Annotated in this window: 19 protein-coding genes and 8 pseudogenes; 16 read left to right on the top strand and 11 right to left on the bottom strand. The window is 57.6% G+C overall.

The features are described 5' to 3' along the window. Window positions 1-8 precede the first annotated feature (8 nt). The 3 genes and pseudogenes from NHAM_RS06160 to NHAM_RS06150 all read right to left on the bottom strand — a co-directional run bounded on the left by NHAM_RS06160 (window position 9) and on the right by NHAM_RS06150 (window position 2,203). Window positions 9-1,349 (bottom strand): extracellular solute-binding protein, encoded by a 1,341-nt coding sequence (locus NHAM_RS06160; protein ID WP_011509728.1) that lies wholly within the window; start codon window positions 1,347-1,349, stop codon window positions 9-11. Between the two features lie 209 nt (window positions 1,350-1,558). After that, window positions 1,559-1,699: pseudogene (locus NHAM_RS24685) on the bottom strand (IS5/IS1182 family transposase); the annotation flags it as partial. A 144-nt stretch (window positions 1,700-1,843) separates the two neighbouring features. After that, the gene (locus NHAM_RS06150; RefSeq protein ID WP_041357771.1) at window positions 1,844-2,203 is read right to left on the bottom strand and encodes a hypothetical protein; all 360 of its coding nucleotides are present in this window, start codon (window positions 2,201-2,203) and stop codon (window positions 1,844-1,846) included. Between NHAM_RS06150 and NHAM_RS06145 the strand changes: the two are divergent. Both NHAM_RS06145 and istB read left to right on the top strand, forming a co-directional pair. Further along, a pseudogene (locus tag NHAM_RS06145) lies at window positions 2,175-2,453 on the top strand (IS21 family transposase); the annotation flags it as partial. The gene NHAM_RS06150 and the pseudogene NHAM_RS06145 overlap by 29 nt on opposite strands. After that, window positions 2,453-3,316 (top strand): IS21-like element helper ATPase IstB, encoded by an 864-nt coding sequence (gene istB / locus NHAM_RS06140; protein ID WP_011509727.1) that lies wholly within the window; start codon window positions 2,453-2,455, stop codon window positions 3,314-3,316. The pseudogene NHAM_RS06145 and the gene istB, both read left to right, overlap by 1 nt. Before the next feature lie 6 nt (window positions 3,317-3,322). On the opposite strand, the pseudogene NHAM_RS26515 reads toward istB, so the two are convergent. From NHAM_RS26515 to NHAM_RS06130, 4 genes and pseudogenes are all read right to left on the bottom strand, one after another. Next, window positions 3,323-3,538, bottom strand: a pseudogene (locus tag NHAM_RS26515) (transposase); the annotation flags it as partial. A 90-nt stretch (window positions 3,539-3,628) separates the two neighbouring features. Then, a pseudogene (locus NHAM_RS29240) lies at window positions 3,629-3,784 on the bottom strand (transposase); the annotation flags it as partial. A gap of 234 nt (window positions 3,785-4,018) precedes the next feature. Beyond that, entirely contained in the window at window positions 4,019-4,744 is a 726-nt protein-coding gene (locus NHAM_RS06135) for a cytidylyltransferase domain-containing protein (protein ID WP_011509726.1), read from the bottom strand. A 462-nt stretch (window positions 4,745-5,206) separates the two neighbouring features. After that, window positions 5,207-5,827, bottom strand: coding sequence for a pseudaminic acid biosynthesis-associated methylase (locus tag NHAM_RS06130; RefSeq protein WP_011509725.1), 621 nt, complete (start codon window positions 5,825-5,827; stop codon window positions 5,207-5,209). 477 nt (window positions 5,828-6,304) lie between these two features. Between NHAM_RS06130 and NHAM_RS06120 the strand changes: the two genes are divergently transcribed. From NHAM_RS06120 to pseI, 4 genes are all read left to right on the top strand, one after another. Continuing rightward, entirely contained in the window at window positions 6,305-7,138 is an 834-nt protein-coding gene (locus tag NHAM_RS06120) for a class I SAM-dependent methyltransferase (RefSeq protein WP_245270022.1), read from the top strand. Then, entirely contained in the window at window positions 7,138-7,800 is a 663-nt protein-coding gene (locus tag NHAM_RS06115; RefSeq protein WP_011509723.1) for an HAD family hydrolase, read from the top strand. Before NHAM_RS06120 ends, NHAM_RS06115 begins: the two co-directional genes overlap by 1 nt. Then, window positions 7,794-8,579: an NUDIX hydrolase gene (locus tag NHAM_RS06110; protein ID WP_011509722.1), complete on the top strand. Its 786-nt coding sequence runs from the start codon at window positions 7,794-7,796 to the stop codon at window positions 8,577-8,579. Before NHAM_RS06115 ends, NHAM_RS06110 begins: the two co-directional genes overlap by 7 nt. Window positions 8,580-8,719: 140 nt before the next feature. Continuing rightward, window positions 8,720-9,772 carry a pseudaminic acid synthase gene (gene pseI, locus NHAM_RS06105; protein WP_011509721.1) on the top strand — a complete coding sequence of 351 codons (1,053 nt, stop codon included), beginning with the start codon at window positions 8,720-8,722 and terminating at the stop codon, window positions 9,770-9,772. Window positions 9,773-9,835: 63 nt separating this feature from the next. On the opposite strand, the gene NHAM_RS06100 is transcribed toward pseI, so the two are convergent. The 3 genes from NHAM_RS06100 to pseB all read right to left on the bottom strand — a co-directional run bounded on the left by NHAM_RS06100 (window position 9,836) and on the right by pseB (window position 13,652). Beyond that, window positions 9,836-11,425 (bottom strand): hypothetical protein, encoded by a 1,590-nt coding sequence (locus NHAM_RS06100; RefSeq protein WP_011509720.1) that lies wholly within the window; start codon window positions 11,423-11,425, stop codon window positions 9,836-9,838. Window positions 11,426-11,496: 71 nt separating this feature from the next. Further along, window positions 11,497-12,654, bottom strand: a complete 1,158-nt coding sequence (gene pseC, locus NHAM_RS06095; RefSeq protein ID WP_011509719.1) for a UDP-4-amino-4,6-dideoxy-N-acetyl-beta-L-altrosamine transaminase — start codon at window positions 12,652-12,654, stop codon at window positions 11,497-11,499. Then, window positions 12,651-13,652 (bottom strand): UDP-N-acetylglucosamine 4,6-dehydratase (inverting), encoded by a 1,002-nt coding sequence (gene pseB / locus NHAM_RS06090; protein WP_011509718.1) that lies wholly within the window; start codon window positions 13,650-13,652, stop codon window positions 12,651-12,653. Before pseB ends, pseC begins: the two co-directional genes overlap by 4 nt. Before the next feature lie 90 nt (window positions 13,653-13,742). On the opposite strand from pseB, the gene NHAM_RS24675 reads away from it, so the two are divergent. The 4 genes and pseudogenes from NHAM_RS24675 (at window position 13,743) to NHAM_RS24665 (ending at window position 16,847) form a co-directional block, all read left to right on the top strand. Beyond that, on the top strand, window positions 13,743-14,033 hold the full coding sequence (locus NHAM_RS24675; protein ID WP_081434961.1) for a cytidylyltransferase domain-containing protein: 291 nt from the start codon (window positions 13,743-13,745) through the stop codon (window positions 14,031-14,033). A gap of 201 nt (window positions 14,034-14,234) precedes the next feature. Continuing rightward, a pseudogene (locus NHAM_RS29235) lies at window positions 14,235-14,423 on the top strand (SAF domain-containing protein); the annotation flags it as partial. A gap of 481 nt (window positions 14,424-14,904) precedes the next feature. Then, a pseudogene (locus tag NHAM_RS24670) lies at window positions 14,905-15,808 on the top strand (transposase); the annotation flags it as partial. Window positions 15,809-15,892: 84 nt separating this feature from the next. Next, window positions 15,893-16,847, top strand: a protein-coding gene (locus NHAM_RS24665; RefSeq protein ID WP_430707698.1) for an IS630 family transposase whose coding sequence is annotated in 2 segments (ribosomal slippage) — window positions 15,893-16,212 and window positions 16,211-16,847 — 957 coding nt in all. Because the reading frame shifts where the segments join, the coding sequence is not laid out codon by codon here. A gap of 29 nt (window positions 16,848-16,876) precedes the next feature. Here NHAM_RS24665 and NHAM_RS24660 read toward each other — a convergent pair. Beyond that, a pseudogene (locus NHAM_RS24660) lies at window positions 16,877-17,634 on the bottom strand (IS5 family transposase). Window positions 17,635-18,454: 820 nt separating this feature from the next. Here NHAM_RS24660 and NHAM_RS06050 point away from each other — a divergent pair. The 6 genes and pseudogenes from NHAM_RS06050 (at window position 18,455) to NHAM_RS06025 (ending at window position 25,857) form a co-directional block, all read left to right on the top strand. After that, window positions 18,455-19,871 (top strand): annotated as a pseudogene (locus NHAM_RS06050) (site-specific DNA-methyltransferase). Next, entirely contained in the window at window positions 19,786-20,232 is a 447-nt protein-coding gene (locus NHAM_RS26505; RefSeq protein ID WP_157043546.1) for a DUF5681 domain-containing protein, read from the top strand. Before NHAM_RS06050 ends, NHAM_RS26505 begins: the two are co-directional and overlap by 86 nt. Before the next feature lies 1 nt (window position 20,233). After that, the gene (gene terL / locus NHAM_RS06040; RefSeq protein ID WP_011509714.1) at window positions 20,234-21,715 is read left to right on the top strand and encodes a phage terminase large subunit; all 1,482 of its coding nucleotides are present in this window, start codon (window positions 20,234-20,236) and stop codon (window positions 21,713-21,715) included. A 177-nt stretch (window positions 21,716-21,892) separates the two neighbouring features. Beyond that, window positions 21,893-23,155: a cytochrome c gene (locus tag NHAM_RS06035; protein ID WP_011509713.1), complete on the top strand. Its 1,263-nt coding sequence runs from the start codon at window positions 21,893-21,895 to the stop codon at window positions 23,153-23,155. Further along, window positions 23,152-23,604 (top strand): (2Fe-2S)-binding protein, encoded by a 453-nt coding sequence (locus tag NHAM_RS06030; protein ID WP_011509712.1) that lies wholly within the window; start codon window positions 23,152-23,154, stop codon window positions 23,602-23,604. Before NHAM_RS06035 ends, NHAM_RS06030 begins: the two co-directional genes overlap by 4 nt. Window positions 23,605-23,616: 12 nt before the next feature. After that, a complete protein-coding gene (locus NHAM_RS06025; RefSeq protein ID WP_011509711.1) occupies window positions 23,617-25,857 on the top strand; it encodes a xanthine dehydrogenase family protein molybdopterin-binding subunit in 2,241 nt (746 codons plus the stop codon). Window positions 25,858-26,326 lie beyond the last annotated feature (469 nt).

Genomic DNA, 26,326 nt, shown 5'->3' with positions numbered 1-26,326 from the left:
CGAGACGATCAAATCATCTTTCGATCTTTCCATTTGGCCCAGATCGCCTTCATCTTGGCTTCCGCCCGCTTGAGAGCGTTCTCCGGAGTTTCGGCGCCCGCGGCAGCTTCTGCGAACATGGTATTGATCGCCCAGGTGTTGAAAGTTTCGTCGATCGCGGCGTTGGAGTAGCCGGGATAGCCGACGTTAGTTGCCCAATCGAGCACGTCCGAAAGCACCGCGTACTTGTCCGGCGGCACGGCCTTGGAATCCCTGGAGATGATCTGTGCCAGGTCGGGAACGGTCTTCGAGAAGCAGGGGAAGTTGTAATACTCGCTGGCCATGAAGCCCTGCTTGAAGTTGTCGATGTAGTCGACCAGGAACATTTTTGCGCCGTCAATGTTTTCGGAGAATTTCCAGATCACGTAGCAATCCATCACGTGCTCAAGGCCGATCTGCCGAACCGAGCCTTTCGGCGGCTTGGCGAGCGCAATCTTCTCGTGGATCGGCATCTTGTCGTTTTCGCCCGTGCGCGTGACCGAAATCGCGTTCAGCACCAGAGATGACCTGCCGGCGAGCATCTGCCGATTGTTCGACGACGGATCCCACGCGAAAACTTCGGGCGTTTCCGTTTCCTCGAACAGCGCTTTGACGAATTTGAGGGCTTCGAGGGTTTCCTTGGAATTGATCGCGAGATTGCCATCGACGTCCTGCTCGTGCGCGCCGAATGAATACATGATCGCGCGCATTGCCATCGCGGTGTCGAGCTCGGCGGAGAGGCCGATGCCGACCGGGATTCCGGTCTTGTCCTTGATCTTCTTGCCGCCGATGCGGACATTGTCCCAGCTATCGGGCTTCATGCCGACGTCGCCCCAAAGATCCGAGCGGTAGTTGACAGGATCGGGGACGAAGCTGTCGGAGAACGCGAAGTACTTCCGGGTCTTGGGGTTGTAGGTACTCTTTACGGCGAGATCGATCGGCTTGCCGTACTTTTTCTCGCACGCGTCGTAGACATCCTTCATGTCGACGACCTGCTCTTCGTAAACCGAAGGCGGGGCGAGGAACATCACGAGGTCATGCCCCTTCTGCGCCGATACTTCCGCTGCCGCACGCGAAGGGATCAGGCCGAGGTTGATGTTGTCGACGACCACTTCGGTGCCATGCTGGGCGCCCCATTCCTTGATGTAGGTGTTGTTGAACCACTTGTCGTAGCCGGGGACGAAGTGGCTCCACTGCAGGATCTTCAGCGTCTTGGCCGCACGAGCCGGCGCAACATGGAAGAATGGGCCGACGGTGGCGGCCGCACCCACAGCGGTCTTGATGACGTCGCGGCGCGATAGGCCATAGCGACGAGATGCATGGGATGCCATGTTTTCCTCCCATTACCTGATTTTCAGCGGGAGGACGTGCGCTTGCCTAGGCGGTCGAGACAAGCTCCCGCTGACATTAGCTCGCCATAATTATCCCACGGCTGACAACACGACAACAAACCGGCGTGATCTCTTGCTGGGTAACTCGAATTTGTTCCTATCGACTTAGAGGCCATTTTGAAAATCGGTTGATGGAGGTTTTGCGGGCTGTCGATCACCGCCCCGGAGGGGCTCGTCTCGCGTCCGGCCAGTTCGCGATCCAGCATCAGAACCACGTCGTGAACCGTCTGGAAGAGAAAGCGCCGCGCCAACTCCCGAAACCAGCCGTAGACCGTCTGCAACGCTCCAAACCATAAACGTCGAAATGATGGGCATGGATATCAAGGCGCCCGAACTGGTCGATGCGGCCAAGACGGTCATTGCCGAGATGTCGAAGCTTGCAGCGCCCTAAAGCACGATGAGATTAGCTTCGATAGCCTGAGTTTGCGAGATAGTTAGAGCCATTTCGTCGACCGCGGGCCGACCGCCAGATCGACCGGCAGTTCCCGGCCGTTTGTCCAGATTTTCAGCTCCGAAAGACGCTCGACGTCGCTTCGAATCTGTCCCCCCTGCTGGGTCTGCTTTATTCGCTTCATCTGCTCCTCGACCGTCGCCGTCGGAGGAGGCAGGCCATTGATCCGCGCACGATCTTCCAGATCTTTGATGGATTCCTTCGCTTCGGTCAGTAACGCCACCTTGTCCTTCTCCGTCAGGGCGATGAACTTCGCGCCGAGACCCCGCGCAGAGGCGACGCCACTCTTGGCCTCGAACACCGCGACCGCGTGCAAACGGTCCTTGACGAATCGGACGGTCATTCCGTCGGCCAATCGGCAGATGGTCGACATCCTCAACGCGGTGCTGACCGACGGACTGTCGGCAGTCGAGGCGGCTTGCGCCGAGGCAATCGCCCACGGTGTCCATTCCGCCGATGTCGTTCTCAACATCCTCGCCCGCCAGCGTGAGCCGGCGCCACCAGCCAACATCCTCACCCTGGCGGCACTGACCTTGCGTTATGCGCCGATCGCTGACTGTGCCCGTTACGACAACCTCAGGAGACCGGTCTGATGGAACGCACTCAACTCTTCGACCTCATGAGCGAACTCAAGCTCTATGGCATGAAGGCCGCCTTCGACGAGATCATGGCGACCGCCGTCAAGCGCCAGCACGAACCGCAACGCATTGTCGGCGACCTGCTCAATGCCGAGATCAACGAGAAGCAGGCGCGTTCGATCAAATACCAGCTCACTATCGCCAAGCTGCCGCTCGCCAAGGATCTCGATGGCTTCCAGTTCGAGGGCACCCCTATCAACCAGACGCTGGTCAATGATCTCGCCGGCGGTGGCTTCATCGCCCAGCAACGCAATGCCGTTCTGGTCGGCGGTGCCGGCACCGGCAAGACCCATCTGGCCATCGCCATCGCCCGAAGCTGCATTCGATCCGGTGCCCGCGGGCGCTTCTACAACGTCGTCGACCTCGTCAATCGTCTCGAGATCGAGACCCGCAACGGACGCCAGGGTCGTATCGCCGAGCATCTGACCCGAATGGACTTCATCGTCCTCGACGAACTCGGCTACCTGCCATTTGCCCAATCCGGCGGACAACTTCTGTTCCATCTCGTCAGCCGGCTCTACGAGCGCACCTCCATCGTCGTCACCACCAATCTCGCCTTCGGCGAATGGCCCAGCGTGTTCGGCGACGCCAAGATGACCACCGCGCTGCTCGATCGTCTGACCCACCACTGCGACATCGTCGAAACCGGCAACGACAGCTGGCGCTTCAAAAGCCGCGACGATGATCAAACAACCCGCGCTCGCTCCGTCTCCGCAATCCCGGCCAGCTCCGACGGACCGAGCGCTACCGCTAAACCCCGTCGATCAAAGGGGTCAAATTTGGACGCCAATACGGGGTCAAACTTCGGCGCCGATTGACATGAGCGGCAGATCTTTCGGCATCGCCTTCCATTGGCAGCCGGTCGACAGCACATAGAAGATCGCGTTTTACACCCCGCGTACATCGACCGAACGGCGGCGTCCGCCTCGTCGCGCCGGCGGGATCATCGGAGCAACAAGCACCCACTCCGCATCACTCGAATCATTGGGATACCGAAGGTTGCGCCGCTCGGCCGTCAAACGGTGTTCAGGCTTCCACATCGGGGGCTCCTTGTCTCGAATTGCTCCGAGAAAGGGAATCACAACCAACTCATCTGATGACTCAAGTTCTTCCTGGATCGGCTCTCAGCGAAATGAGATCGCATTCACCAATCTCCGCATCGCCGCCACTCGGGGCCGGCCGCGACGGTTCTTGCAGGGCATATATGGGGCGATCATCGCCCGCTCTTCGTCTGTCGTATCGCTTGCATAACGCAGCCCATCTCGACAATATTTCGGGCGGGTGATTTCAGTTCAAACCAACTTGTGCCCCCGTCGTAGCTCGCAACCACGATTGAATCACATGCGACTGAAATCACTCAACTTAATTTCGGAAATCCCTGATCCGTCTCAAATCATCTGACGACGGACACGAGCGACTGATTGTGGTTGCCGGACATCTCCGCGATAACAAACGGTGGATGGCCCGCTCCGATTTTGCGATTCGCGATGGTGATTTCTTGGCGAAACGATGTCAGCTCCTTAGATCGGTTTCTGTTGAATGTGAGAGTTGATTTTCATGAGCTCCGGGTGCGCTTTCAGCAAAGCCTTTAAGCCCGGGTAATCCATCTCGGCCGCATGATGGTCTTCAATCAAAAGTTTGGCGAGTTTGAAGTCGTCGACGGTGTCGACGGTGATGCGCCAGTCGCTGAGATCTTCTTCATCCGTGCAGTGCTCGTGGCGAATATCTGGCATCGACGTGCGAATACAACCTGTCACATGCTCGCGCTCGGACGGAAGCCTGGCATGCTCCGCGGCGAAGTCGAGCGAGCGTCGGGAAAAAATTTCGAAATCCATGCCGCGAGGATAGGTCCGCCTTTCGCCGTTCGAGAGATAAATGGACTCGCTCTTCAAGCCCAAATAGACGTCGAGGCCGGCGCAAATCACGTCTGGACAGATGAGTGGGCAGTCCGACGTCACGCGGATTACGTGGCGAGCCTCGTGTGCGCGCGCCGCTCTTTGGTAACGTTCCAGTACGTCATTCTCACTGCCGCGAAATACCGGAACGTCGAGTGCGGCGCAAAGTTCGACAACGGGACCGTCGGAGAGATTCGTTGTCGTCGCGACGATCACGGGCACGCCGACATCGGCGAGGCGATCGAGATGCGTTTCAAGAAGTGTACGTTCCCCGGCGCGCATCAAGATCTTGCCCGGGAGACGAGTGCTCGTCATGCGCGCCTGAGTGATGATTACAACTTCATTCGGCATCGTAGAAACCGAGACCGGCGTTCATCACATAGTCGACGTCTTCGTCAGATGGCTGCGGGAACATCGGCAGGCTCAGCGTGGATTGTTAATAGAGCGATGTGTTCGCAAGTTTCGGCGGTCGATAGCGCTGTTAAGCAGATCAAAGTCGTTTTGGACTGCTAGCACGATATATCCTCGAAGGCTGTGCTCTCCTAACATCGTCAAACGCATTCCGGCAATCCTGTGAAATACTCAACCTGGCAAGCCTATCGATGTAGCGCGCCGATATTCCAAGGATTCGTGAACGTTCCGTTCCAAATCCCGGCTCGATCGGTCTTTGCTAGCTGCTCCGCTTTATATCGACCCTTGGAGGACTTCGCATAGTCGACGGCATAGCCGCTCCGTAACAACCGCGCGCCAATATCTTGGCGGTGTGCGTAGTGCAGATCGCAACGACCCGCTGATGCTGTATTGGCGGATTAATCAGGACCGCTTTTCCATCAGGAACCACGTCAGGTCGTCAGCAGGGAATGCCGGGTCTCGATGATAGATAAACCCGTAATCGACAAGTTTTAAATCAGGGTACTTGTCCATCATCTCGCCGGCAAAATCCCGCTTCCACAAACGGCCACTGTGACCGCGATAGCTGATCTCGACCACGGAGGGATTGTAGTACTCCGCCACGAGGACATAACGATTGCTGGCCTCATAGAGCCTTTCATAGGCCACCGGCAACATGTCAGGATTGATGTGGATCAAGACACCGGCGGTAAACGCCAGATCGACGCTTGACCACTCGACTGGTTCGAACAACGTCGTATTGGAAGCAGCTATTCCGGGTATCGTCGCTAGCCTTTCGAAGGCCTGGCTGTTTATTTCGATGGCTTGGAACGTTGCGTATGGAAGCAGGGTCTTGAGGGCCAGAATATTAAGGCCGATGTTGGCGCCAAGCTCTCGAACCGACCGGACATTGCTGCATCGCTGGACAATTCGAGCAAACATCGCGATTTTGGCGGCCAGCACTTCCTGACTTTGATTCCGGTCGATGTAGTTGTCGCCAAACTCCCCGGCCCAGAATTCCTCTTGTGCTGTGATCCGGGTCATACGTGCTAGTTCCCCTTGAAGTTCGCATGGTCCTTACAACCACAACGAGCGGCGGACCATACTATTTTCGATAGTCCCATGGATTGATGAACTTGCCTTGCCATATTCCAATGCCCGCCGGCAGCATATTAGAGTATTTTTGGATTGAACTGACTCGTGCTGGGATTCACGGGAAGGCTTTTCCGGTTCAGGATTCGGCGCTCCTGATTACCAGCCCGCGGCCTCTACCCTCACGCTGAGGCGGTCTATCGAAAAATTCTGATTCTGCCGATGTTCCCGACGCTGTCTGAAACTGACCAAGAGTACATCTTCAGAACCGTGGCCGCACTGAAGCACCTTTGATGAGATCTGGAGACCGTGCATTGTACGCACTCTCGTCACGAACCTGCTGAAGACCAACGTTCCTTCCATTGGATCTGGGCGTGCAGGAGAGCTATTAAACCCTCGGCAATGTCAGGCGAGCCGCGGAAGAGGCAAATGGAAAAGGCTATTATGGATCGCGAGCAGGTCAGGGCTCATTGGCGGGATTGGGCATCGAAATTCGGCACCGCGCTCGGCGCCACCACCAGAACCGGAACCGCGAAGATGCTCGAGATCGACGCATTGGCGCGCCGAATGTCTGCGATCGGGCTCGGCGATGCGCCGGCACACGTTCTCGAAGTCGGTTGCGGCAATGGCTTGAATTGCTTTGGCCTTGCCGCACAATTCCCGCGCATGCAACTCGACGGCATCGACTATACCGCGGAAATGATCGACGCCGCGCGTGAAGCAGCCGTTGCCAACGGCTTCCAGGACAGGTCCAGCTTCCGAATCGGCAATGCGCTCGAACTTTCGGCGGCGTCAGGATTGCTGGCGCAATACGATGTCGTTTTTACCGATCGCTGCCTGATTAACATCGAATCGGTCGAACTGCAGATGCGTGCCATCACCGACCTTGCCGCAAGGGTGCGGGAAGGTGGACATCTGATCATGATCGAGAATTCGATGGCGACCTATGATCGGCAAAATCATTGCCGCACCTTGCTGGACATGCCTGCGCGCACGCCCGCCGAATTCAACCTGTTCTTCGACGAAACACGCATCCTGCCGCACCTCAAAACGCTCGGCTTTGAGGTCGAGATCGAGGATTTCATTTCGCTTCACGACCTGATGCTCTATGTGCTGGTCCCGGCTATCAATGGGGGCACCGTAGATTACGACCATCCGCTGGTCCACGCGGCAACCCAGCTCAGCATAGCGGTATCGGCGGAGATATCGAGCGCCTTCGGCGCCTTTGGGCAAGGCCGGATGTTTGTCTGTCGGAAACCTTGATGCCGGAAGCTGACGCCAGCCCGCTCCACAGCGGCCTATTTCTGGATCTTGACGGCACGCTCGCTGACAGCCTGACGGCGCTGAAAAACGTCTACCGTTCCTTCCTCGCCTCCTTCGGCGCGAGCGGCGACGAGGTCGAGTTTCAGCGGCTCAACGGACCGCCGCTTGGCGTGATTATCGAACGGCTGAGGATGGCTCACAAGCTGCCCGGAACACCGGCCGATCTCCTGCAAAAATACTCAGCCATGGTGTCGCAGGCGCAGCAAAGCGCGCGTCCCGCTGCCGGCGCATATGAATTGCTAGCGCACGCCCGGACGTGCGGGTTGAAGATCGCCGTAGTTACGTCGTCGCCCAAATTGTCCGCGCAAAGATGGCTCGCATTCGGAGGGCTCGCCGACAAGATCGACGATGTCGTCGGCGGCGATGAGGTAAGCGCAGGCAAGCCCGCTGCCGAACCCTACATCAGGGCATTGAGGCGGCTGAATTGCTCGGCCGCCCTGTCGCATGCCGTCGAGGATTCCCGCATCGGCGCGATGTCGGCAGTTGCCGCGGGGCTCAAAACGTGGGCATTGGCGCCGCCGAACGATCGCGCCGGGTGGCCCGGTCAGGTCGTGTTCATCGAACGTCTCACCGATCTCCTTGGAAGAATACCGGCATGCTGAATGTTCACCTGCTTCAGTCGGAGCCGAGAGTAACGCTGGGAGCGGCAGCGCCAACCATCGGCCCAGACATCGAGGCGCGCGTGGGCGAAATCTGGCAGCGCGAAAAAGAGCTGCGCTCCCACGATCTCTACAACGGGCGATTGTTCAGCGTCGATTATTGCGATGCCAAAACGATCGTTGGCTGGATTTCGGAATACCGCTACTTCCTCGCACAACGGCGCGAGCCGAGCCTTCATGCCGCGCTGAAGATCAAACCGCTCGCCGTCACAGGTATCCTATCTTGTTCGGATGGCGTTTTATTCGGCCGGCGCAGCGGTCGCTCGGAGATGGACGCCGGGTGCTGGGAGCTGGTGCCGTCAGGCGGCGTTGACGACGCGGCAGTCGGGTCGGCCGGACAGGTGAGCCTCGAACGATGCATTCTGATCGAGCTCGAGGAAGAAACCGGCATCGGAGCGTCCGAGCTGTCGGCGCATTCCAGAGCCGTTGCGCTCGTCGAGGATCCGCAAAGCCACGTCATCGACGTCGGAATCATGCTCGCGATCGCCTCATCGACCGCGCAAATCCAGCGCCGCTTCGCGGCGCTTGAGAATCGTGAATATTCTGAACTTGAAATCGTTGCACCCGCCGAGTTGCGGGCGTTTCGGCGCAACCGGGCTGATTCGTTGGGCGCTGTTTCCGCCGCCCTTTTGGATACTCTGATGCAACCCGGCTTGTGCTCCGGCTTCCTGAGCAGCGCCTTTGAACTCGCGCAGGACAAAACCTATAAGAACTTGAAATAACTTGTGAAAATCGTCAAAACCTGCGGTAACCTCGATGCAGCTTTGCCGCCTCGGCGGCTGGTTTATCAGGTTTGCGCGGCGATGGGAGTTTCGTTGCTGCGAACCGAGCCTTCCAGTTCGCACCAGGAGCGTAGATTGTGATGCAGAGCCCGGAACTCACCATCGGGGGGCGCAAGATCGGCCCGGACTGTCCTCCTTACATCATCGCCGAACTGTCGGCGAACCATAACGGCAAGCTTTCGAAGGCGCTGGAGCTGATCGAAGCAGCCGCCGCCACCGGCGCTGACGCGATCAAGATCCAGACCTATACGGCCGACACGATGACCATTCCTCACGATGGCGAGGAGTTTTTGATCAAGGGCGGCCTGTGGGACGGCTACAAGCTCCACCAGCTCTACCAGCAGGCTCACACACCATATGAATGGCATGGGCAAATGTTCGCGAAGGCGCGTGAGCTTGGGATCACGATCTTCTCTAGTCCCTTTGACGAGACCGCCGTCGACCTGCTCGCAGGGCTCGATGCGCCCGCCTACAAGATCGCATCGTTCGAGGTGATCGACCTGCCGCTGATCAAATATGTCGCCAAACAGGGCAAACCGATGATCATCTCGACCGGGATGGCCAATCTCGGCGAGATTGAGGAGGCGGTCGAAACGGCGCGCAGCAACGGCGCCGGCGGCATCGCGCTGCTCCACTGCACCAGTGCCTACCCGGCTCCGATCGAGGAAGCGAATGTACGCACGATGGCGCATCTCGGCCAGGCCTTCAACGCCGTGTCCGGCCTTTCCGATCATGCGCCGGGCTCTGCCGCCTGCGTCGCCTCGATCGTGCTGGGCGGCTCCATAATCGAGAAGCATTTTACGATCTCGCGCGCCGACGGTGGTCCAGACGCAGCGTTTTCGCTCGAACCGCACGAGTTCAAGCGGCTGGTCGACGACTGCAAGTCGGCATGGTTAGCGCTCGGATTTGTCGACTATGGCCTCGTCCAGAGCGAGAAGGCCAACACGCGGTTTCGCCGTTCGATCTACGCAGTCAAGCCGATCAAGGCGGGGGAGCTTCTGACGAGCGAGAATATCCGCGTGATCCGGCCCGGCTTTGGCCTGCCGCCAAAGCATCTACCCGACGTCATCGGCCGCACCGCCGCGCGCGACATCGCCTATGGCGAAGCGCTAAAGTGGTCAATGATCGCGTGACGATCGTCGGCTGAACAGAGTCCGGAAGAGATTAATCCTGGTTGCAAAATCGCTTCGAACTCTTCACGGGAATGCCTCTCTCGAAACCAGCATTGGCAAGTCATCCCGGAGAAACGACTTTAGATTTATGAAGAGGGGATCTTCTTCCAATCTAAAATTCGACAACGCCAGCGTCGCACTGCGAAAATATTCTTCAGGAGCCCAACGCTTATCGGGAACTAAAATCGATTTACTGCGAAATCCCTGGAGCATGCAGTAGGAATAAGCCACTGCGCGCCGACGCTGATCCACCGGCATCGACCAAGTCTTTCGCGACACATTCAACAGAATGCTCCTCAGAGCTTCCATGCTAGATGCCTCCTCGATAATACCAAGGCCAGAAAACTTATCTTCGCCCGTCGCGATCATTCTATGTCCAGCCGCGGCCATTTCGTAGAGAACCGTTCCACGAACCGTGAGACCAGCATCGCAATGCTTCATGACCTCACCAGCGCTGAGGGCGCCATTTGCAAATCCGATATTTCTGATGTCGGCGCAGTATTCACGCAGCGAATCCCACGAACGCTTCCCATCATAGCTGTCGTTCAGCGGATGCGGCTTAATAATCAAGTTGAGATGTGTCAGTTGCCGCGCAAGGTCAACGACGTCGACAACAGCTTGCCAGTAATCGTCCGATAGTTGCTTTGGCCGCGTCAGCGGGGCGTCTTGAAACGCATGCGCAAATACGCAGACCGTAGGATTCTCGGGGTTAACACCGCAGCTCTCAAGGAAGGCCTCGCGAGAAACCGGTAGCTGATCAACAACTTCACGGTTCAATAGCGGGTCGATAGTCCGCGCCAGCGTGCCTTCAACAGCGCCGTCGAATAGGTCAAGCCTGGGATCATCCAGTAGAGCTCGATCGAAAGCGCACCTTTCCAGCATCTCTTTGCAGTCGCTGGGAAGACCGGACGACAAGTCGGTTAGATCCCGATATCGCGTAACAGCAATTGGGATATACTGTTCTACCAGGAATGTTGGTGCGCCGTGCATGGCCGAAAAATCAGCCAGCTGTCCCGATACCGAATAGCAAATGTGCCCCAATACACTCGCTCGAATTGAGGACTTTCCAAACATCATGGGAAGGGCCTCGTAGTCGGCCAACACGAGCTTTGCAACTGCGATGAGTTCGTCGCTCAAATTGTCGATGGTGCCGAAGCCAAATCGTCTCAGAAATTCATTGTAAATCAGAAGACCGCGTCGTGGGGATTTCGGTTCTGACAGTGACCGAATTGCTTGCCTGAGCGAGGATCCCGATTTACCCTGTAGTCGCTTGCGAAGGTCACTCTCTGCATTGGCTGACCAGACCGGATCAGACAGGCGACGATTGCGAAATTCGGAAATATTGTAAAAGCGACTGACGCCAAACGAGCGAGCGAGCGCCTGGTTCGCTTCAACGTCTGTCCTTCGAACATCACCAAAGTCATCGGCGAAAATCCCGACGATTTCACCTCCCCATATGTGCTGTATGCACTTTGCAATTACACAATTTGCGAACAGGTGGGAGTGCACATTGGCATTGTGATAAAGGTCAAGAATTATAACGCGGTCAGACTTGGGCGAGGTAGAGGATGTCCAGAATCGCCGATTTTCTTTCAGAAACTCGCCAATATTCATGGTGCCACGAAGATCCCTGCGATCTGTTTTTCAAATTTTTGATCGCGCAAACCAACCCGAAAAGATCACGTTCAAGTTTCGAGCGCGTGAGATAACCGTTCCATAACGTAATCTTGCTGTTCGGCGCTCAAGTTTGGGTGAATAGGCAACGTCAGCGCGAAGTCGTAATATTTTTCGGAAGCCGGAAAGTCGCCACGGGCGAATCCCAAGGCCCGGTACCATGGTTGCAGATGGACCGGGATGTAATGGACGTTGACGCCGATACCTGAAGAGCGCATCGCCGCAAAAACCTCAGCGCGAGTACGCCGCACGGTTTCATCCAGTTCAATGACATATAGATGCAACGCCGAGAGAGTGCCCTCCGGCACGAACTGGCGAATCACGGGAAGACCAGCAAGCCCTTCGTGATAACGCGCCGCGATCGTCTGCCGCCGGGCAACGAATTTGGCGAGGCGATCAAATTGCCTCACACCGAGCGCCGCCTGGATGTCGGTCATACGGTAGTTGAAGCCGAGCATCACCTGCTCGTAGTACCAAGGGCCTTCGGGAACAGCGGTCATATCAGCGGGATCGCGCGAAATGCCATGGTTGCGCAGCAGGCGCATGCGATGGGCGATCTCGGCAGAACGCGTGGTCGCCCCACCGCCTTCTCCTGTCGTCACAATCTTGACGGGATGGAAGGAAAAAACGGTAACGTCAGCGAGCTCGCTCGAACCGACGGGCCGATTCTGGTAGTATCCGCCAACGGCATGGCTCGCGTCTTCAAGGATGCGGAAGCCGTATCGGTCAGCCAGCCGGCGGATAGAGGCAAGATCTGCGGAAGTACCGGCGAAGTCCACTGGAACGACAACCTTCGGCAGGGTGCCGTCGCGCTCGGCCGCTTCGAGCTTGGTGGCTAGTGCCTCGACATCCATGTTTCGGGTCTTGGCATTGATATCGACGAAATCGACGATCGCTCCGCAGTAGAGACCGCAGTTTGCGGATGCCACAAAGGTGTTCGGCACCGTCCAGAGTCGATCCGATGGGCCGAGCCCGAGCGCAAGACAGGCGACGTGCAGCGCCGCAGTCGCCGAGGAAAAGGCTACCGCTTCAGGCGCATCGACTGCCCGCGCCAACGTCTCCTCAAACCTGGGGACCATCGGCCCTTGGGTTAGGAAGTCTGACCGAAGGACTTCGACGACCGCCTCGACATCGGCGCTAGAGATGTCCTGACGACCATAGGGAATCATGTCTTGGCCCGCTCATAAAATTCCCGGATTTGTTCCACGGAGTATAGGACGGGGTTTGTACCGGAGTTGTACTCGAAACCCCGCGCTACAGGAGCACCAGTCTCACCGAGACGGTTCTCCGAATAATCATAACCGCGATCGTGGAACTTGATCGACGGCCGAATTACATAATGATCACCGAATTCAAGCGTCAAATGGCTATTATCCGCAGGGCATAATATCTCGTGCAGCTTTTCGCCCGGCCGGATACCAATCAAGTTCTGTGGCAGGTGCGGCGCCATCGCCGTTGCAAGGTCAACTATCCGGATCGACGGCAACTTCGGTACAAAGATCTCGCCGCCATGCATACGTTGGAAGCACTTCAGAACGAAGTCGACGCTTTCCTGCAACGATATCCAGAAACGAGTCATATCGGTGTCGGTAATCGGCAATGACGTCGCGCCTTGCGCTATCAGTTTTTCGAAAAACGGGACGACCGATCCGCGCGAGCCGGCAACGTTACCGTAGCGCACGACCGAGAAGGCGGTACGTCGTTTGCCTGCCATATTGTTAGCAGCAATGAACAGTTTATCCGATGCAAGCTTGGTGGCGCCATACAGGTTGATCGGATTAGCCGCTTTATCGCTTGAGAGCGCGACCACCTGCTCAACGTCGTTGGCAAGCGCGGCTGCCACAATGTTCTCCGCGCCAAGAATGTTGGTGCGGATACATTCCATTGGATTATACTCAGATGCTGTCACCTGCTTCATAGCGGCAGCATGAACGAGATAGTCAATCCCACGCGTCGCTTCGATCAAACGCGCACCGTCACGTACATCGCCGATTAGCCAGCGAATACAGGGCGCGTTTACCTCCTGCTGCATCTCGAATTGCTTGAGCTCATCGCGTGAATAGAAAACGAGGCGCGCCAAGTCGTAGCGCTCGAGTAGTATATTCACAAATTTGCGTCCGAAAGAGCCCGTACCACCGGAAACAAATACGGATTTGCCGTTGAACACTTGGACCTCTCTCTTTACCTGGGAATGGCGTAACCGAAGTCCGCGCGATGTCAATGACGGGTCAGTCAGACTAAATCAACGAAGGGGCAAGTGGTGGTGGTTAGCCAAAATTGGACTATAAGAGAATTGAATTCATTCTCTTCAAAGGGCTGTCTTGAAACTCGCCGTTATCCCCGCCCGTGGCGGGTCGAAGCGGTGAGGAAGAACATTCGCCCGTTCCACGGACGTCCGATCATAGCCTGGCCAATTTCCGCTGCGGATGACACCGGTGTCTTCGACCATGTGATCGTCTCCACCGCCTACCCTGAGATTGCAGAAGTTGCGGCGCACGAAGGCGCGGAGATCCCGTTCCTGAGTCCAGATGCGCTCTCCAACGACTAGGGCCGGCACCAACGTCGTAACTCACGCGCTTTCCTGGTTCACCAACCAAGGCGAGCCGGCCAAATTGGCCTGCTGTCTTTATCCAACAGTTCCCTTTGTAACCGTCGCCGCGCTGAAGGAATGCCATGACCGACTCGTAGCGCGCGGCCGAGTTTTCACCTTTTCGGTCACCAGCTTTCCCTCTCAGATCGTCGTTCGCTCTACGTGGTCGAGGACTTTGCCGCGGGTGAGGTCTTCACTGAGTGCAACATCCGCGCAATTCGGCCAGGATATGGATTGGCACCGTACCATCTTGACCTGATTCTCAGCCGACGCGCCGCCCATGTGATGAAGCGCGGCACGACGCTCACATTCGACGACGTCTTAGGCTCAAAATCCATTTTTGACTAATTTCCTACAAACCGCTCCTGACATCGGCGACAGGAGGGCCGGTAGAATACTGGCGGCGTTCTATAGCAACTGATCGGCCAAGTCTACGACGGTACCATCGATGATGGTCACCACCAATCTCGCATTCCGTCGTAAGCGCGAAGGAGACCGCGCATGGCGCGGTTGATTGAGATCTGAGAATCTCCAGCATCGGTGAAGCTAGACAGTCGGCAAATACTCGATTTCTCTTGTAGCCGATTACGATCACTATGCATACATAACGCTCGCGAGAGACCATGCGTCGAAAGAAATAGAGATTGCGTGCGACCTGTCAGCAGAAACGTCGGCTCTCGTGCCAATGGAAACAGCTGCATCTCACGCGGTTGACGCCCGGCTTCAGTATACGCGCCCAAAAAAATGTTCGCCGTCAGGGCCCCTGAGACCAATTGAGGGACTTCACGGAGGGAGGATTTCTGGTTCATCGTAGCCGCAAGGAGCGCCGATGAAACAGAAATCCGGACCGGGCAAAGCGCCGGCAGAACAAGTGCTGAAGGGACATCCGGCGCCAGACTCGCCGGCAGTATTCGGCGGAAGAGAAGATCCGTATCGTGTTGGAAGGGCTGCGCGGCGAGGAGAACATCTCCGAGCTGTGCCGCCGCGAGGGCATCGCCGCCTCGATGTATTACGGCTGGTCGAAGGAGTTCCTGGAAGCCGGCAAGCGCCGTCTGGCGGGAGACACCGCCCGTGCTGCCACGTCCGGCGAGGTGAAGGACCTTCGTCGCGAGGCCACCGCCCTCAAGGAGGTCGTGGCCGATCTCACCCTGGAGAATCGCCTGCTCAAAAAAAGTCTGAACGGGTCCTATCGGTGAATGCTTCGCATTCCCCTGCCGGGTGAGAGATGGGGAGGACGAGGCATGAGATATCCAGCGTCCGAGAAGGCTGAGATCATCGAGCTGGTCGAGCAATCGCATCTGCCGGCCAGGCGCACGCTGGACAAGCTCAGCATCCCGCGAGCCACGTTCTATCGCTGGTACGATCGCTACCGCGCGGGCAGCGTTGAGGCCGATCATCGGTCGCGGCCGGACCGGGTCTGAAATCGCATCCCCGACGATGTGCGAGGCCAGATCATTGGACTGGCGCTGGAACTTCCGGAACTGTCACCGCGGGAGTTGGCGGTTCGCTTCACCGACGAGAGAAAGTACTTCGTCTCCGAGGCTTCGGTCTATCGGCTGCTGAAGGCGCGCGACCTCATCACCAGCCCGGCCTATGTGGTGATCAAGGCGGCGAACGAGTTCAAGGACAAGACCACCGCCATCAACCAGCTCTGGCAGACCGACTTCACCTACCTCAAGATCACTGGCTGGGGCTGGTACTACCTCTCGACCGTGCTCGACGACTTCTCGCGCTAGAGCGTCGGGCGATCATTTGGAATCGCGGCGGATTCACAAACGAGGCTCAAGGTGATTCAAAGTCTGCGGGGGTGATTTGCCATGCCGCATCCTTTGTCGAACGATCTGCGTGAGCGTGTTGTTGCCTATGTCGAGGCGGGGAACTCGTGCCATGGGGCTGCTGCCCGTTTTGGGACTTCGGTATCTTTTGCGGTGAAGCTGATGCGGCGCTGGCGGGAGACGGGTCGGGTCGATCCGCGTCCGCGTGGCGGGTTCCGGCATGGCAAACTCGGTCAGCACCGCGACTTCATTCTTGCGACAGTCGCGGCCGAGAGCGACATCACCATGCCTGAACTGGCGGAAAAACTCGCCAAGGCCAAGGGCGTCAAAGCAGACCCGTCGAACCTGTCGAAGTTCTTGATCGCCTGCGGGCTCAGCTTCAAAAAAAACTCTGCGGGCCAGCGAACAAGACAGGCCTGAACTGGTCAAGGCTCGGGCCGAATGGAAAGCGGGCCGCCAGCCCATCATGCGCAAGCAGCGCGAGCGGCTGATCTTCATTGACGAAACCGGCACCACCACCAAGATGGTTCGCCAGCGTGGACGATCGCTGAAAGGAACGCGGCTGAACAGCAAGGCTCCATTCGGTCACTGGGAAACGCAGACCTTCGTAGCAGGCCTCAAGTGCGATGGCCTCGTCGCCCCCTGGGTTATCGATGCCCCAATGAACCGGATCATCTTCGAGACCTATGTCGACACCCAACTCGCGCCCGCCCTCAGGCCCGGTGATGTCGTCATCCTGGATAATCTCTCCAGCCACAAGAGCGAGAAGGCCGAAAAAGCCATCCGCGCACGGGGCGCGTGGCTCCTGTTCCTGCCGCCCTACAGCCCGGATCTCAATCCCATCGAAATGGCCTTCGCAAAACTGAAAGCTCATCTGCGAGCCGCCGCAGCCAGAACCATCGACGCTCTCTGGAAAGCCATCGGCAACATCTGCGCGCTCTTCTCTCCGCAAGAGTGCTCAAACTACTTCAAAGCCGTAGGATACGGATTCAATTGACTACCCGATGCTCTAGGCCGGATCGACATTCAGCGCAGCCAGATCATGGCTGCGGCGAGGTGGATGAAGCCTGTGAAATGAACGGTGCGCCTGTCGTATCTGGTGGCGAAGCGGCGAAAGTGCTTGAGACGATTGAAGCAGCGCTCGATCCGGTTGCGGTGTTTGTAGAGGTCGGCGTCATGCGGGATGACGACTTTGCGCGTCCTGTTTGACGGGATCACGGCTTCGGCGCCCATGCCGGCGATGAGGGCCCGCAAGGCGTTGCTATCGTAAGCCTTGTCGGCGAGCACGGCGTCCCCGGCCTGGCCTTCGAGCAGCACGGGGGCTTGCGTGATGTCTCCGACCTGCCCGGCGGTCACGATGACACGCAAGGGGCGGCCCAGCGCATCGGCGAGCATGTGGACCTTGGTGGTCAGTCCACCTCGGGACCGCCCCAGCGCCTGATCCTTGGCCCCCCTTTTCCGGTGGCCGCCTGCTGATGGGCGCGAACGATGGTGCTGTCGAGCATCAGGTATTGGTTGTCGCGGTCGGCGGTCAGGGTGGCGAACACCCGTTCCCACACGTCGGCATGGCACCACCGGCTGAACCGCCGATGCACCGTCTTCCACTTGCCATAACGCTCCGGCAAGTCACACCAGTGCGCGCCGGAGCGCAGCACCCACAGACAGCCGTTCACGAACAGCCGATTGTCCGCTCCCGTCCGCCCTGGATCACCCGCCTTGCCTGGCAGCAACGGTGCAATCGTTGCCCACTGCCGATCGCTCAGCTCATACCGCTTGATCCCCATCGTGCAGCTCCGTGCCAGAATCACGGAACCCTATGAAATCAGCGATCAGACCGCTTGGGAATCCTGAATGTCGATCCGGCCTAGTCCTTCCGCAAATGAAAGAGGCCGCCCAGTGAGACGGCCTCTTCTGTTTCAGTCGCAAGCGTCGCAGACCGGCCCTTGATGACGAGGCATCGGGTTCTGGCAAATAATGCATAAAGGTCGATCATCGATCGGACGCAGGCCAATATTTTCAAGGTGCCGTTCGATCTTCTCGCGCTCGCGCTTGTTTGTGTCTTTGGACATTTGGACCTCTCCATTAGGGGATGGAAATCCCAGCCAGTTGGGAGGCAGTTCAGGCTTCAATGAAGCCCCTGAAGCGGGTCTAGCCGCGCAGCAAAAGTAATTTAGGACACTGGTGCAAACGTCACGCACGTCCAAGAATCATTGTGAGGTCATCTTTCGCTCGCTGCTGCTTACCCCATGCTTACCCAAGGGCAGGACTACGGAGCGAACCGAAACGGCGCAATGTATCGTTCTGACATTGCTAGTAAAATGGTGGCGGACGCAGTCGGATGCGAACCGGTCTCCAGAGCTTTTCCGGAAAATACAGGGGAAAATACGCCTATTGGCTCAAGGAACGACGGCCTCTGTTCAAAAGCGCAGCATTTATTGGGCTTTTTAAGCAAATATCGAAACAAAGTATCAGGGCATTTTTTTCGAAATAACAGGGGATGAGCTTTAAATAACAGGGGACGCACGACCCCAATAACAGCGGAAGATCGGCAAACCCTGGGGCCAGTAGATCTCAATCGATTCATCGCCAGGTAAGCGGCGCACAATGACGTCGCTGCCGCGTATTGGAGGTCCGCCGTTGGCAGCCCTGAGAATTTTATACAAGGCTCCCGCCGCCCTCGAACCGCGGCCAAAAAACCCCCGCACTCACACGGCAAAGCAGATCAAGCAGATCGCTGCTAGCATAAAGGAGTTCGGTTTCGTCAATCCCGTTCTCATCGACGGTGCAAACAAGATCCTTGCAGGACACGGCAGGGTCGAAGCCGCGAAACTCCTCGGCATGGGCGATATTCCAACCGTGCGTGTTGATCACCTGTCCCCCAGCCAAATTCGCGCATACGTCATTGCCGACAACCGGCTGGCTGAAAATGCTGGCTGGGACCACAAACTTCTGGCGCTAGAACTCCAGGAGATATCTGTCGACTTGAATTTTGATGTCACGGTCACAGGTTTCGAGACCGCGGAAATCGACATTCTCGTTAGCGAACTGACAGAGGCTGACGATGAGGTCGATAAATTACCCGATATCGATCGCGCCGCGCCCGCCGTTACGCGGCTCGGCGATCGTTGGCTACTCGGCGATCACGTCCTGCTTTGCGGTGATGCCCTATCTCGGACCAGTTACGCCGCGCTTCTGGGATCAAAAAAGGCGCAAATGGTCTTCACAGACCCTCCCTACAACGTGGCCATTGCTGGCCACGTTTCCGGTCTGGGTCGAATAAAACACCGCGAATTTGCCATGGCCTCTGGCGAAATGACCCGGCCCGAATTTACCAGATTTCTCCAGGCGACGTTTGAACATCTCGTCCGCTCCAGCACCAACGGTTCCATTCATTTCATCTGTATGGATTGGAGACACATCTATGAGGTTATGGAAGCTGCAGCGAAGCCATATAGCGAGCTCAAGAACCTTTGCGTCTGGACCAAGACCAATGCCGGAATGGGAAGTCTCTATCGATCGCAACATGAACTGGTGTTTGTAATGAAGAACGGCACCGCGCCTCACATCAACAATGTAGAGCTCGGACGTTTTGGCCGCACTCGCACAAACGTTTGGAAATATGGCGGTGTAAATGTCTTCGGCAATAACCGTGATGAAGAGCTCGCCATGCATCCGACCGTCAAGCCGCTCGCGCTGGTGGCCGATGCGATTCTGGACTGCTCCAAGCGGGGGGGGAATTGTCCTCGATGTCTTCGCGGGTAGCGGCACGACGCTGATCGCGTCAGAAAAAACGGGTCGGCGGGGCTACGGAATTGAAATCGATCCCCACTACGCGGATGTCATTATTCGCAGATTCAAGCAAGTCTACGGCATCGAGGCGATTCATGCCGCCTCCAAGCTTGATTTCCAACAAGTGAGCGCTGAACGGTTTAGCCATGGAGGGAAGCGAGTTGGCAAAAACAAGGAAAAAGATAATCAGGAAAAAGCAAGAAAACTCAGCCGCTCCAAAGCCTGGCCGTAATCCGCCCAAGGAATACCAATTTAAGAAAGGCACCAGCGGCAACGAGAAGGGACGACCGCCGGGGTCGAAGAATCTTAAAACCATCGTCATGGAAGCCGCCGCCGACCAAGTTACGGTGACGATAAATGGAAAATCACGCAAGATATCTAAGTTGCAAGCCACGGTGATGCAGCTCGCAACCAAAGGAGCCACTGGCGACCAGAAAGCCATGGGAAAATTCGTCGAATTAGTCGACGAGATGGAAATGCGGGCCTCTGCTTCCAGGCCTGCACAATTCCCGCTAGGCGAGCCAGACCTCCAAGTTTTGCGCGCGATCTATGAGCGAATGAAGCAATGCCGCACAGAGGGGGCCGCAGAATAAAATGGCACCCTCGCCCGACAAAATGTACGCAGAACTCCTGCGCCACGACCTTTGTGCCTTTATCCACCGATCGTTTTTGCAATTAAACTCTTCGACCAGATTTCTATCAAACTGGCATATCGAAGTGATGGCGGCAAAGCTAGAAGACGTCAGACGGGGCGCGTGCAAGCGTCTTATCATCAATATCCCGCCACGCCACCTTAAATCCCATGCAACATCCATTGCCTTTTCAGCGTGGCTGTTGGGGCATGATCCGTCTAAGAGGATTTTGATCGTCACGTATGCGCAAGACTTCTCGGACAAACTTGCCCGGGATTCAAGAGAGTTGATGCGAAGTTCATTTTATCAGGCTCTGTTTGACACCAGACCTTCGAGCGAGGCGATTGCCGAGTACGAAACAACGGTTGGCGGGTATCGACTATCCGCGTCGATCGGCGGCGGCATAACAGGTCGCGGCGCTGACATCATCATTATCGATGACCCCCTCAAGGCCGATGATGCGCTGTCGGATAATCGGCGAGGTTCTGTAAACGAGTGGTACGACAACACGCTTCGTAGCCGCCTTAATAGTCAGGAGGACGGAGCGATCATTATTGTCATGCAGCGCCTGCATGTTGATGACCTGGTTGGCCATGTCACGGCGCATGAAACCTGGGACGTTCTCTCAATTCCTGCCATTGCAGAACGTGATGAAATTTACGAATTTCGTACACCGTATGGTGTCCGGCGCTTTCTCCGAAACGATGGCGACACGCTGCAACCCGATCTCGTGTCACGGGACAAACTAGAACTGCTACGTCGCGGAATGACCGAGTATAACTTCGCCGCACAATTTCAACAGAATCCAGAGCCGCCGTCTGGAAATATCGTCAAGCGCGAATGGCTTAAATTTTATGAACCGCCTGAAAGGCCGCAGAAATTCGAGCAGGTGGTTCAAAGTTGGGACACCGCAAACAAGGATACCGAGCTTGCCAACTATAGCGTCTGTACGACCTGGGGCCTAAAAGATCGCCGCCTGTATCTGCTCGACGTGTCTCGCCGAAAACTCGACTTTCCGAGCCTTAAACGAGCAGTCAAAAATCAGATATCGCTGCATTCGCCGAGTATCGTACTCATTGAAGACAAAGCCTCGGGGACATCGTTGATCCAGGAGTTACGATCAGAAGGACTTTCTAAGGTTCAAGCAGCTCCGGCCATTGACGGCGATAAAATCATGCGATTGCGAGCGCAGACAGCGAAGATCGAAGGCGGCTTCGTTCTCTTGCCAAAAGAAGCGTCCTGGCTCAATGCTTACATCCTCGAGCTGATTTCCTTTCCAAACTCCAGACATGATGATCAGGTCGATTCGACCGTGTTTGCGCTCGCTTGGCTCGGGCTGAATCAATCGAGTTACGGTTGGACTAAAGAAGGGCTGGAGGCATTAGGAAGAATCAGCGGCCTCACGCCATATGATCAGCTGATGCGAAGACTTGGACGGCTATGACGGAAAGCGAAGTTTGATCCAGCCGAGAGTTAGAGTCCTTGTCATCTGAGCCGTTGTGGCTCGGCGGTGTAATGGGCGGAACGCGGTGCAATGCCGATCGTGACTGGACCGAAACTATCTCATTTATTGAAAGCGTGTTAAGAGAATTGCTCGGATGTGCAATGGAGTGCCGCTCACATGCGTTTACGCTCGATTGTCATCGGAGCCGTCATTGCACTCGTCTTCATAGCTCTCGGCGGGATCGCCTGGACTTGGCGTTCCGCAATCGCTCCGATTTCCGCTGGTGGAGCAGCGATCAATGACCACCAGATCATCAGCCGTGGCGCGGATCTGGCTGCGATCGGCGGCTGCGGCACCTGCCACACGGCCGATGCTGGTAAGCCGTTGGCAGGAGGCCTGCCTCTCCCCACTCCGTTTGGGACTATCTTTTCGACAAACATCACGCCTGATGCCGAAACCGGCATCGGCACGTGGTCGGAGGCGGCATTTCAGCGCTCGATGCGCGAGGGGGTCGACCGGGAAGGCCGGCATCTTTATCCGGCTTTCCCCTACGATCATTTCACGCGGGCGACGGATGACGATATTCGGGCGGTTTATGCGTTCCTAATGAGCCAACCGGCGATTCGCAACGTCGCCCCCTCTGACGACCTGGTCTTTCCGCTCAACTTTCGTCCCCTCGTTGCCGGTTGGAAGGTCCTGTTTCTCGATCGGGGCCCTCTTCAACCGGATGCCAGTAAGAGCGCCGAGTGGAATCGCGGACAATATCTAGCGGACGGTCTCGGGCACTGTGGCGCTTGCCATACACCGCGCAACGATCTGGGCGCGGAGAAGAAGGATAGCGTTTTTGCCGGCGGCTCGGCCGAGGGATGGGATGCGCCGGCGCTGGACGCAGCGGCCGCGCCCAAATGGACCGCCAATCAACTAACCGAATATCTCGCCACCGGTTGGCATCCGTCGCATGGGGCGGCCGCCGGCCCGATGGCAGATGTCGTCAATAACCTCAAACACGCATCGGCGGCGGACGTGCGCGCGATCGCGATCTACATCGCGAGTTTCTCATCCCAATCCGAAAGCGTGACAGCACCGGCACGCGAGAACCGGATTCCGACCGCGTCAGCCGAGACAGTCGCGCTCTACAACGGCTCCTGCGCCCAGTGCCATCGTGAAGCAAATGATGTGGGCCCATCGAAGGCGCTGCCGCTCTCGCGGAGTTCCTCATTACGACGGGCGGCACCCACGAACACCGTTCGTGTCGTCCTGAGCGGCATCCAGGCTTATCGCGGTGCCGGGGGGCCTTACATGCCAGCGTTTGACGGCATGCTGAGCGACCAGCAGATTGCCGCGGTCGTCGATTATGCGCGGGCGCGTCACACCAACCAACCGCCTTGGGTCGGCATTCAAGACGAGATCACCAAAGCAAGACAGGGAGTTGCGCAATGACGATCGCCCTCAACGTCAATGGTAAGTCGCATGACATCGATGCCGACCCGTCGACGCCGCTTCTCTATGTCCTGCGCAATGATCTCGCGCTGCATGGCCCGAAATTCGGCTGCGGCCTGGGGCAATGCGGCGCCTGCACCGTTCATGTCGACGGGCGGGCAATGTTTTCGTGTCTGCTGCCGATCGCCGCGATCGGCAGCCGCAAGATTACGACCACCGAGGGCCTGCTCGAAAACGGCAAGCCGAATAAGCTCCAGCAAGCTTTCATCGATGAGCAGGCCGCCCAGTGCGGCTACTGTATTTCCGGCATGGTCATGCGAGCCGAAGCGCTGTTGCGCGTCAATCCGCATCCGACCGATGCGGAGATCCGCCAGCATATGCAGCCAAATCTTTGCCGCTGCGGCACCCATGCCGCCATCATGCGTGCCGTCAAGCGCGCGGCCGCGTAGGGAGAAACCGCGATGACTGTCCCGTTCACATCCTCACGCCGCGATCTCCTCAAAGGCGCGGGTGCGCTTGTCGTCGCCTTTTCATTCACCGGGGCGCGCAGCCGCGCAGCCGCGGAAGGGCTGCCGGTGGCCGTGCCGGATCTGCCAGCGCCGAAGAGCGTGGCGCTCGATCAGATCGACACATTCCTTGCCATTGACGACAAAGGGTTGGTGTCGGTCTATGCCGGAAAGGTCGAACTCGGCACTGGCGTCCGCACCGGCTTCACGCAGATCGTTGCGGACGAACTCGACGTCTCGATGGACAACGTCAACGTCATCCAGGGTGACACGGCACTCACGCCCGATCAGGGCCCGACCTATGGCAGCCAGTCGATTCAGAACGGCGGGATGCAAATTCGCCAGGCGGCCGCCACTGCCCGCAGCGTCCTGCTCGACGAAGCTGCCACGCGTTTGGGAGCCTCGAAAGACGAACTCATCGTTGAGAACGGCGTCATCAGACGGAAATCCGGCGGCACCACGGTAACCTATGCCGAATTGATCGGCGGCAGGCAGTTCACACTGAAGCTCGACCCTGCCGCTTCGCCGAAAGACCCCGCGGACTACAAGATCGTCGGCAAGCCGGTGGCGCGGCTGGACATTCCCGGCAAGGTGACGGGCGCGTTCACTTACATGCAGGACTTCCGGGTTCCAGGCATGTTGCACGGGCGCGTCGTGCGCCCGACAGCGCTCGGTGCCCGGCTTGAGAATGTCGACGAAGCCTCGATCAAGGACATTCCCGGCATCGTCAAGATCGTGCGCGACGGCAACTTCCTCGGCATCGTCGCCGAAAATGAATGGTCGGCGGTGCGCGCCGTCCGAGACATCAAGCTGACATGGTCGAAGTCCGAAACCCTGCCCGAGCAGAATAAGCTCTGGGAGCACGTCCGCAAGACCAAGATCGTCAAGGACGATGTCACCGGCGATATCGGCAACTCTGCCCAGGCCATGGCGGCTGATGGCAAGAAAGTTGCCGCCACCTACGACTTCGCAATCCACACTCACGGCTCGATCGGCCCGTCCTGCGCGATTTCTGAATTTCAAGACGGCAAGCTGATTTCCTGGTCAGCCTCGCAAGCAACCCACAACCTGCGCAAACAGCTTGCCCAGATGTTCTCAATGTCGCTCGACGATGTGCGTTGTGTCTATATTGACGGCTCGGGTTGCTATGGTCGCAACGGCCATGAGGATGCCGCGGCCGATTCCGCTCTGCTCGCAAAAGCAGTGGGCAAGCCGGTGCGTGTGCAATGGTCGCGCGCAGACGAGCATGGCTGGGACCCGAAAGGCCCGCCGACCCTGATTGATCTGCGCGCGAATATCGATGCGTCGGGCAACGTCACTGCCTGGGAATCCGAGTTCTTCATTCCGCAAGGCGCCGCCGGCAATGTCGATCTCGTTGCGGCATCGCTTGCCAATCTGCCCGTTGATAACAAGCTTTCACCAGGCGGCATCACCAACGACTCGGCGATCGGTTACCGATTCCCCAACATCAAAACCGTCTGCCACCGGCTGGAGACGACGCCGTTTCGTCCGTCATGGATCAGGACGCCAGGGCGCATGCAGAATACTTTCGCTAATGAGTGTTTCATCGATGAAGTCGCCACGGCGGCGAATATCGACCCGCTCGAGTTCCGCGTGAAATATACCGACCCAGCCGATGCGCGCGGCCTCGAAGTGCTCGATCGGCTGGCGAAACTTGCCAAATGGGAGAAGCGCCCCTCGCCGCAGAAGAACATCAGCGGCAACATCGTAAAGGGTCGGGGGAGCAGCTACGTCAAATATGAACTGGTACGGACCTATGTCGGCGCCGTGGCGGAGGTGGAAGTTGACCGGCTGACCGGCGCCATCAATGTCACGCGTTTCTATATTGTCCATGATTGTGGGCAGATCATCAACCCCGGCGGGGTCAAATCGCAGATCGAAGGCAATGTGATCCAGACGGTGAGCCGAACGCTCAAGGAGGAGCTCACCTTCGACCGCAGCATGGTGACGAGCCTCGACTGGGCGAGTTATCCGATCCTGACGTTCGAGGAAGTGCCTGAGATCGTGATCGAGTTGATCGATCGCCCGGCGGAGAAACCGTGGGGCGCTGGCGAGCCCACAGCCGCCGTGGTGTCTTCGTCGATCTCGAATGCCATATTCGATGCGACCGGCGTGCGACTTCGTTCGGTCCCCTTCAAGCGGGAGAAAATGAAAGCCGCGCTGCGATCGACGTGAACGCCTGGTGGTAGGAACGGTCCACCGGCCGACGCGTCGGCCAGTCTCGCTGTGTGCAGAGCAGTGACAAAGTAGGCCATTGGAGCGTCGGCGTGCCCGGGTTCAGGAGATGGACGGCTGCGGTGTGCCCTGCGCTCCCGTCAACGATTTCAAAGATATTCTGAGCGGCCCGCATGTAGAGCACAGTTCGGCGCCTCCTACTGTTAATCGGCGCCGAACTTGGCCCCATGAACTATCGACCACAATTCCTTGTCGCAGTTGACATAACCCGCGCCGGGGTGGGGTCAACACCGGCGCCTATCGTGACCCCACTCCGACGAAGCTTTCTCAATTTCCTTCAGGACGTTACTGCTCATCGCTTCCAGCGACGTGACCCGGCGCCGATTCACACTGCAGATCGCCACCGCAACGCGCAGCGACGTTCCTGAATACCGTGCGCTGCGGCAGAGGCTCGGTGCGCTGGCGGGCG

The organism is Nitrobacter hamburgensis X14, assembly GCF_000013885.1.
GTDB lineage: Bacteria > Pseudomonadota > Alphaproteobacteria > Rhizobiales > Xanthobacteraceae > Nitrobacter > Nitrobacter hamburgensis.
The sequence above is the reverse complement of the archived record's forward strand: the minus strand, read 5'-3'. Positions and strand labels throughout refer to the sequence as shown.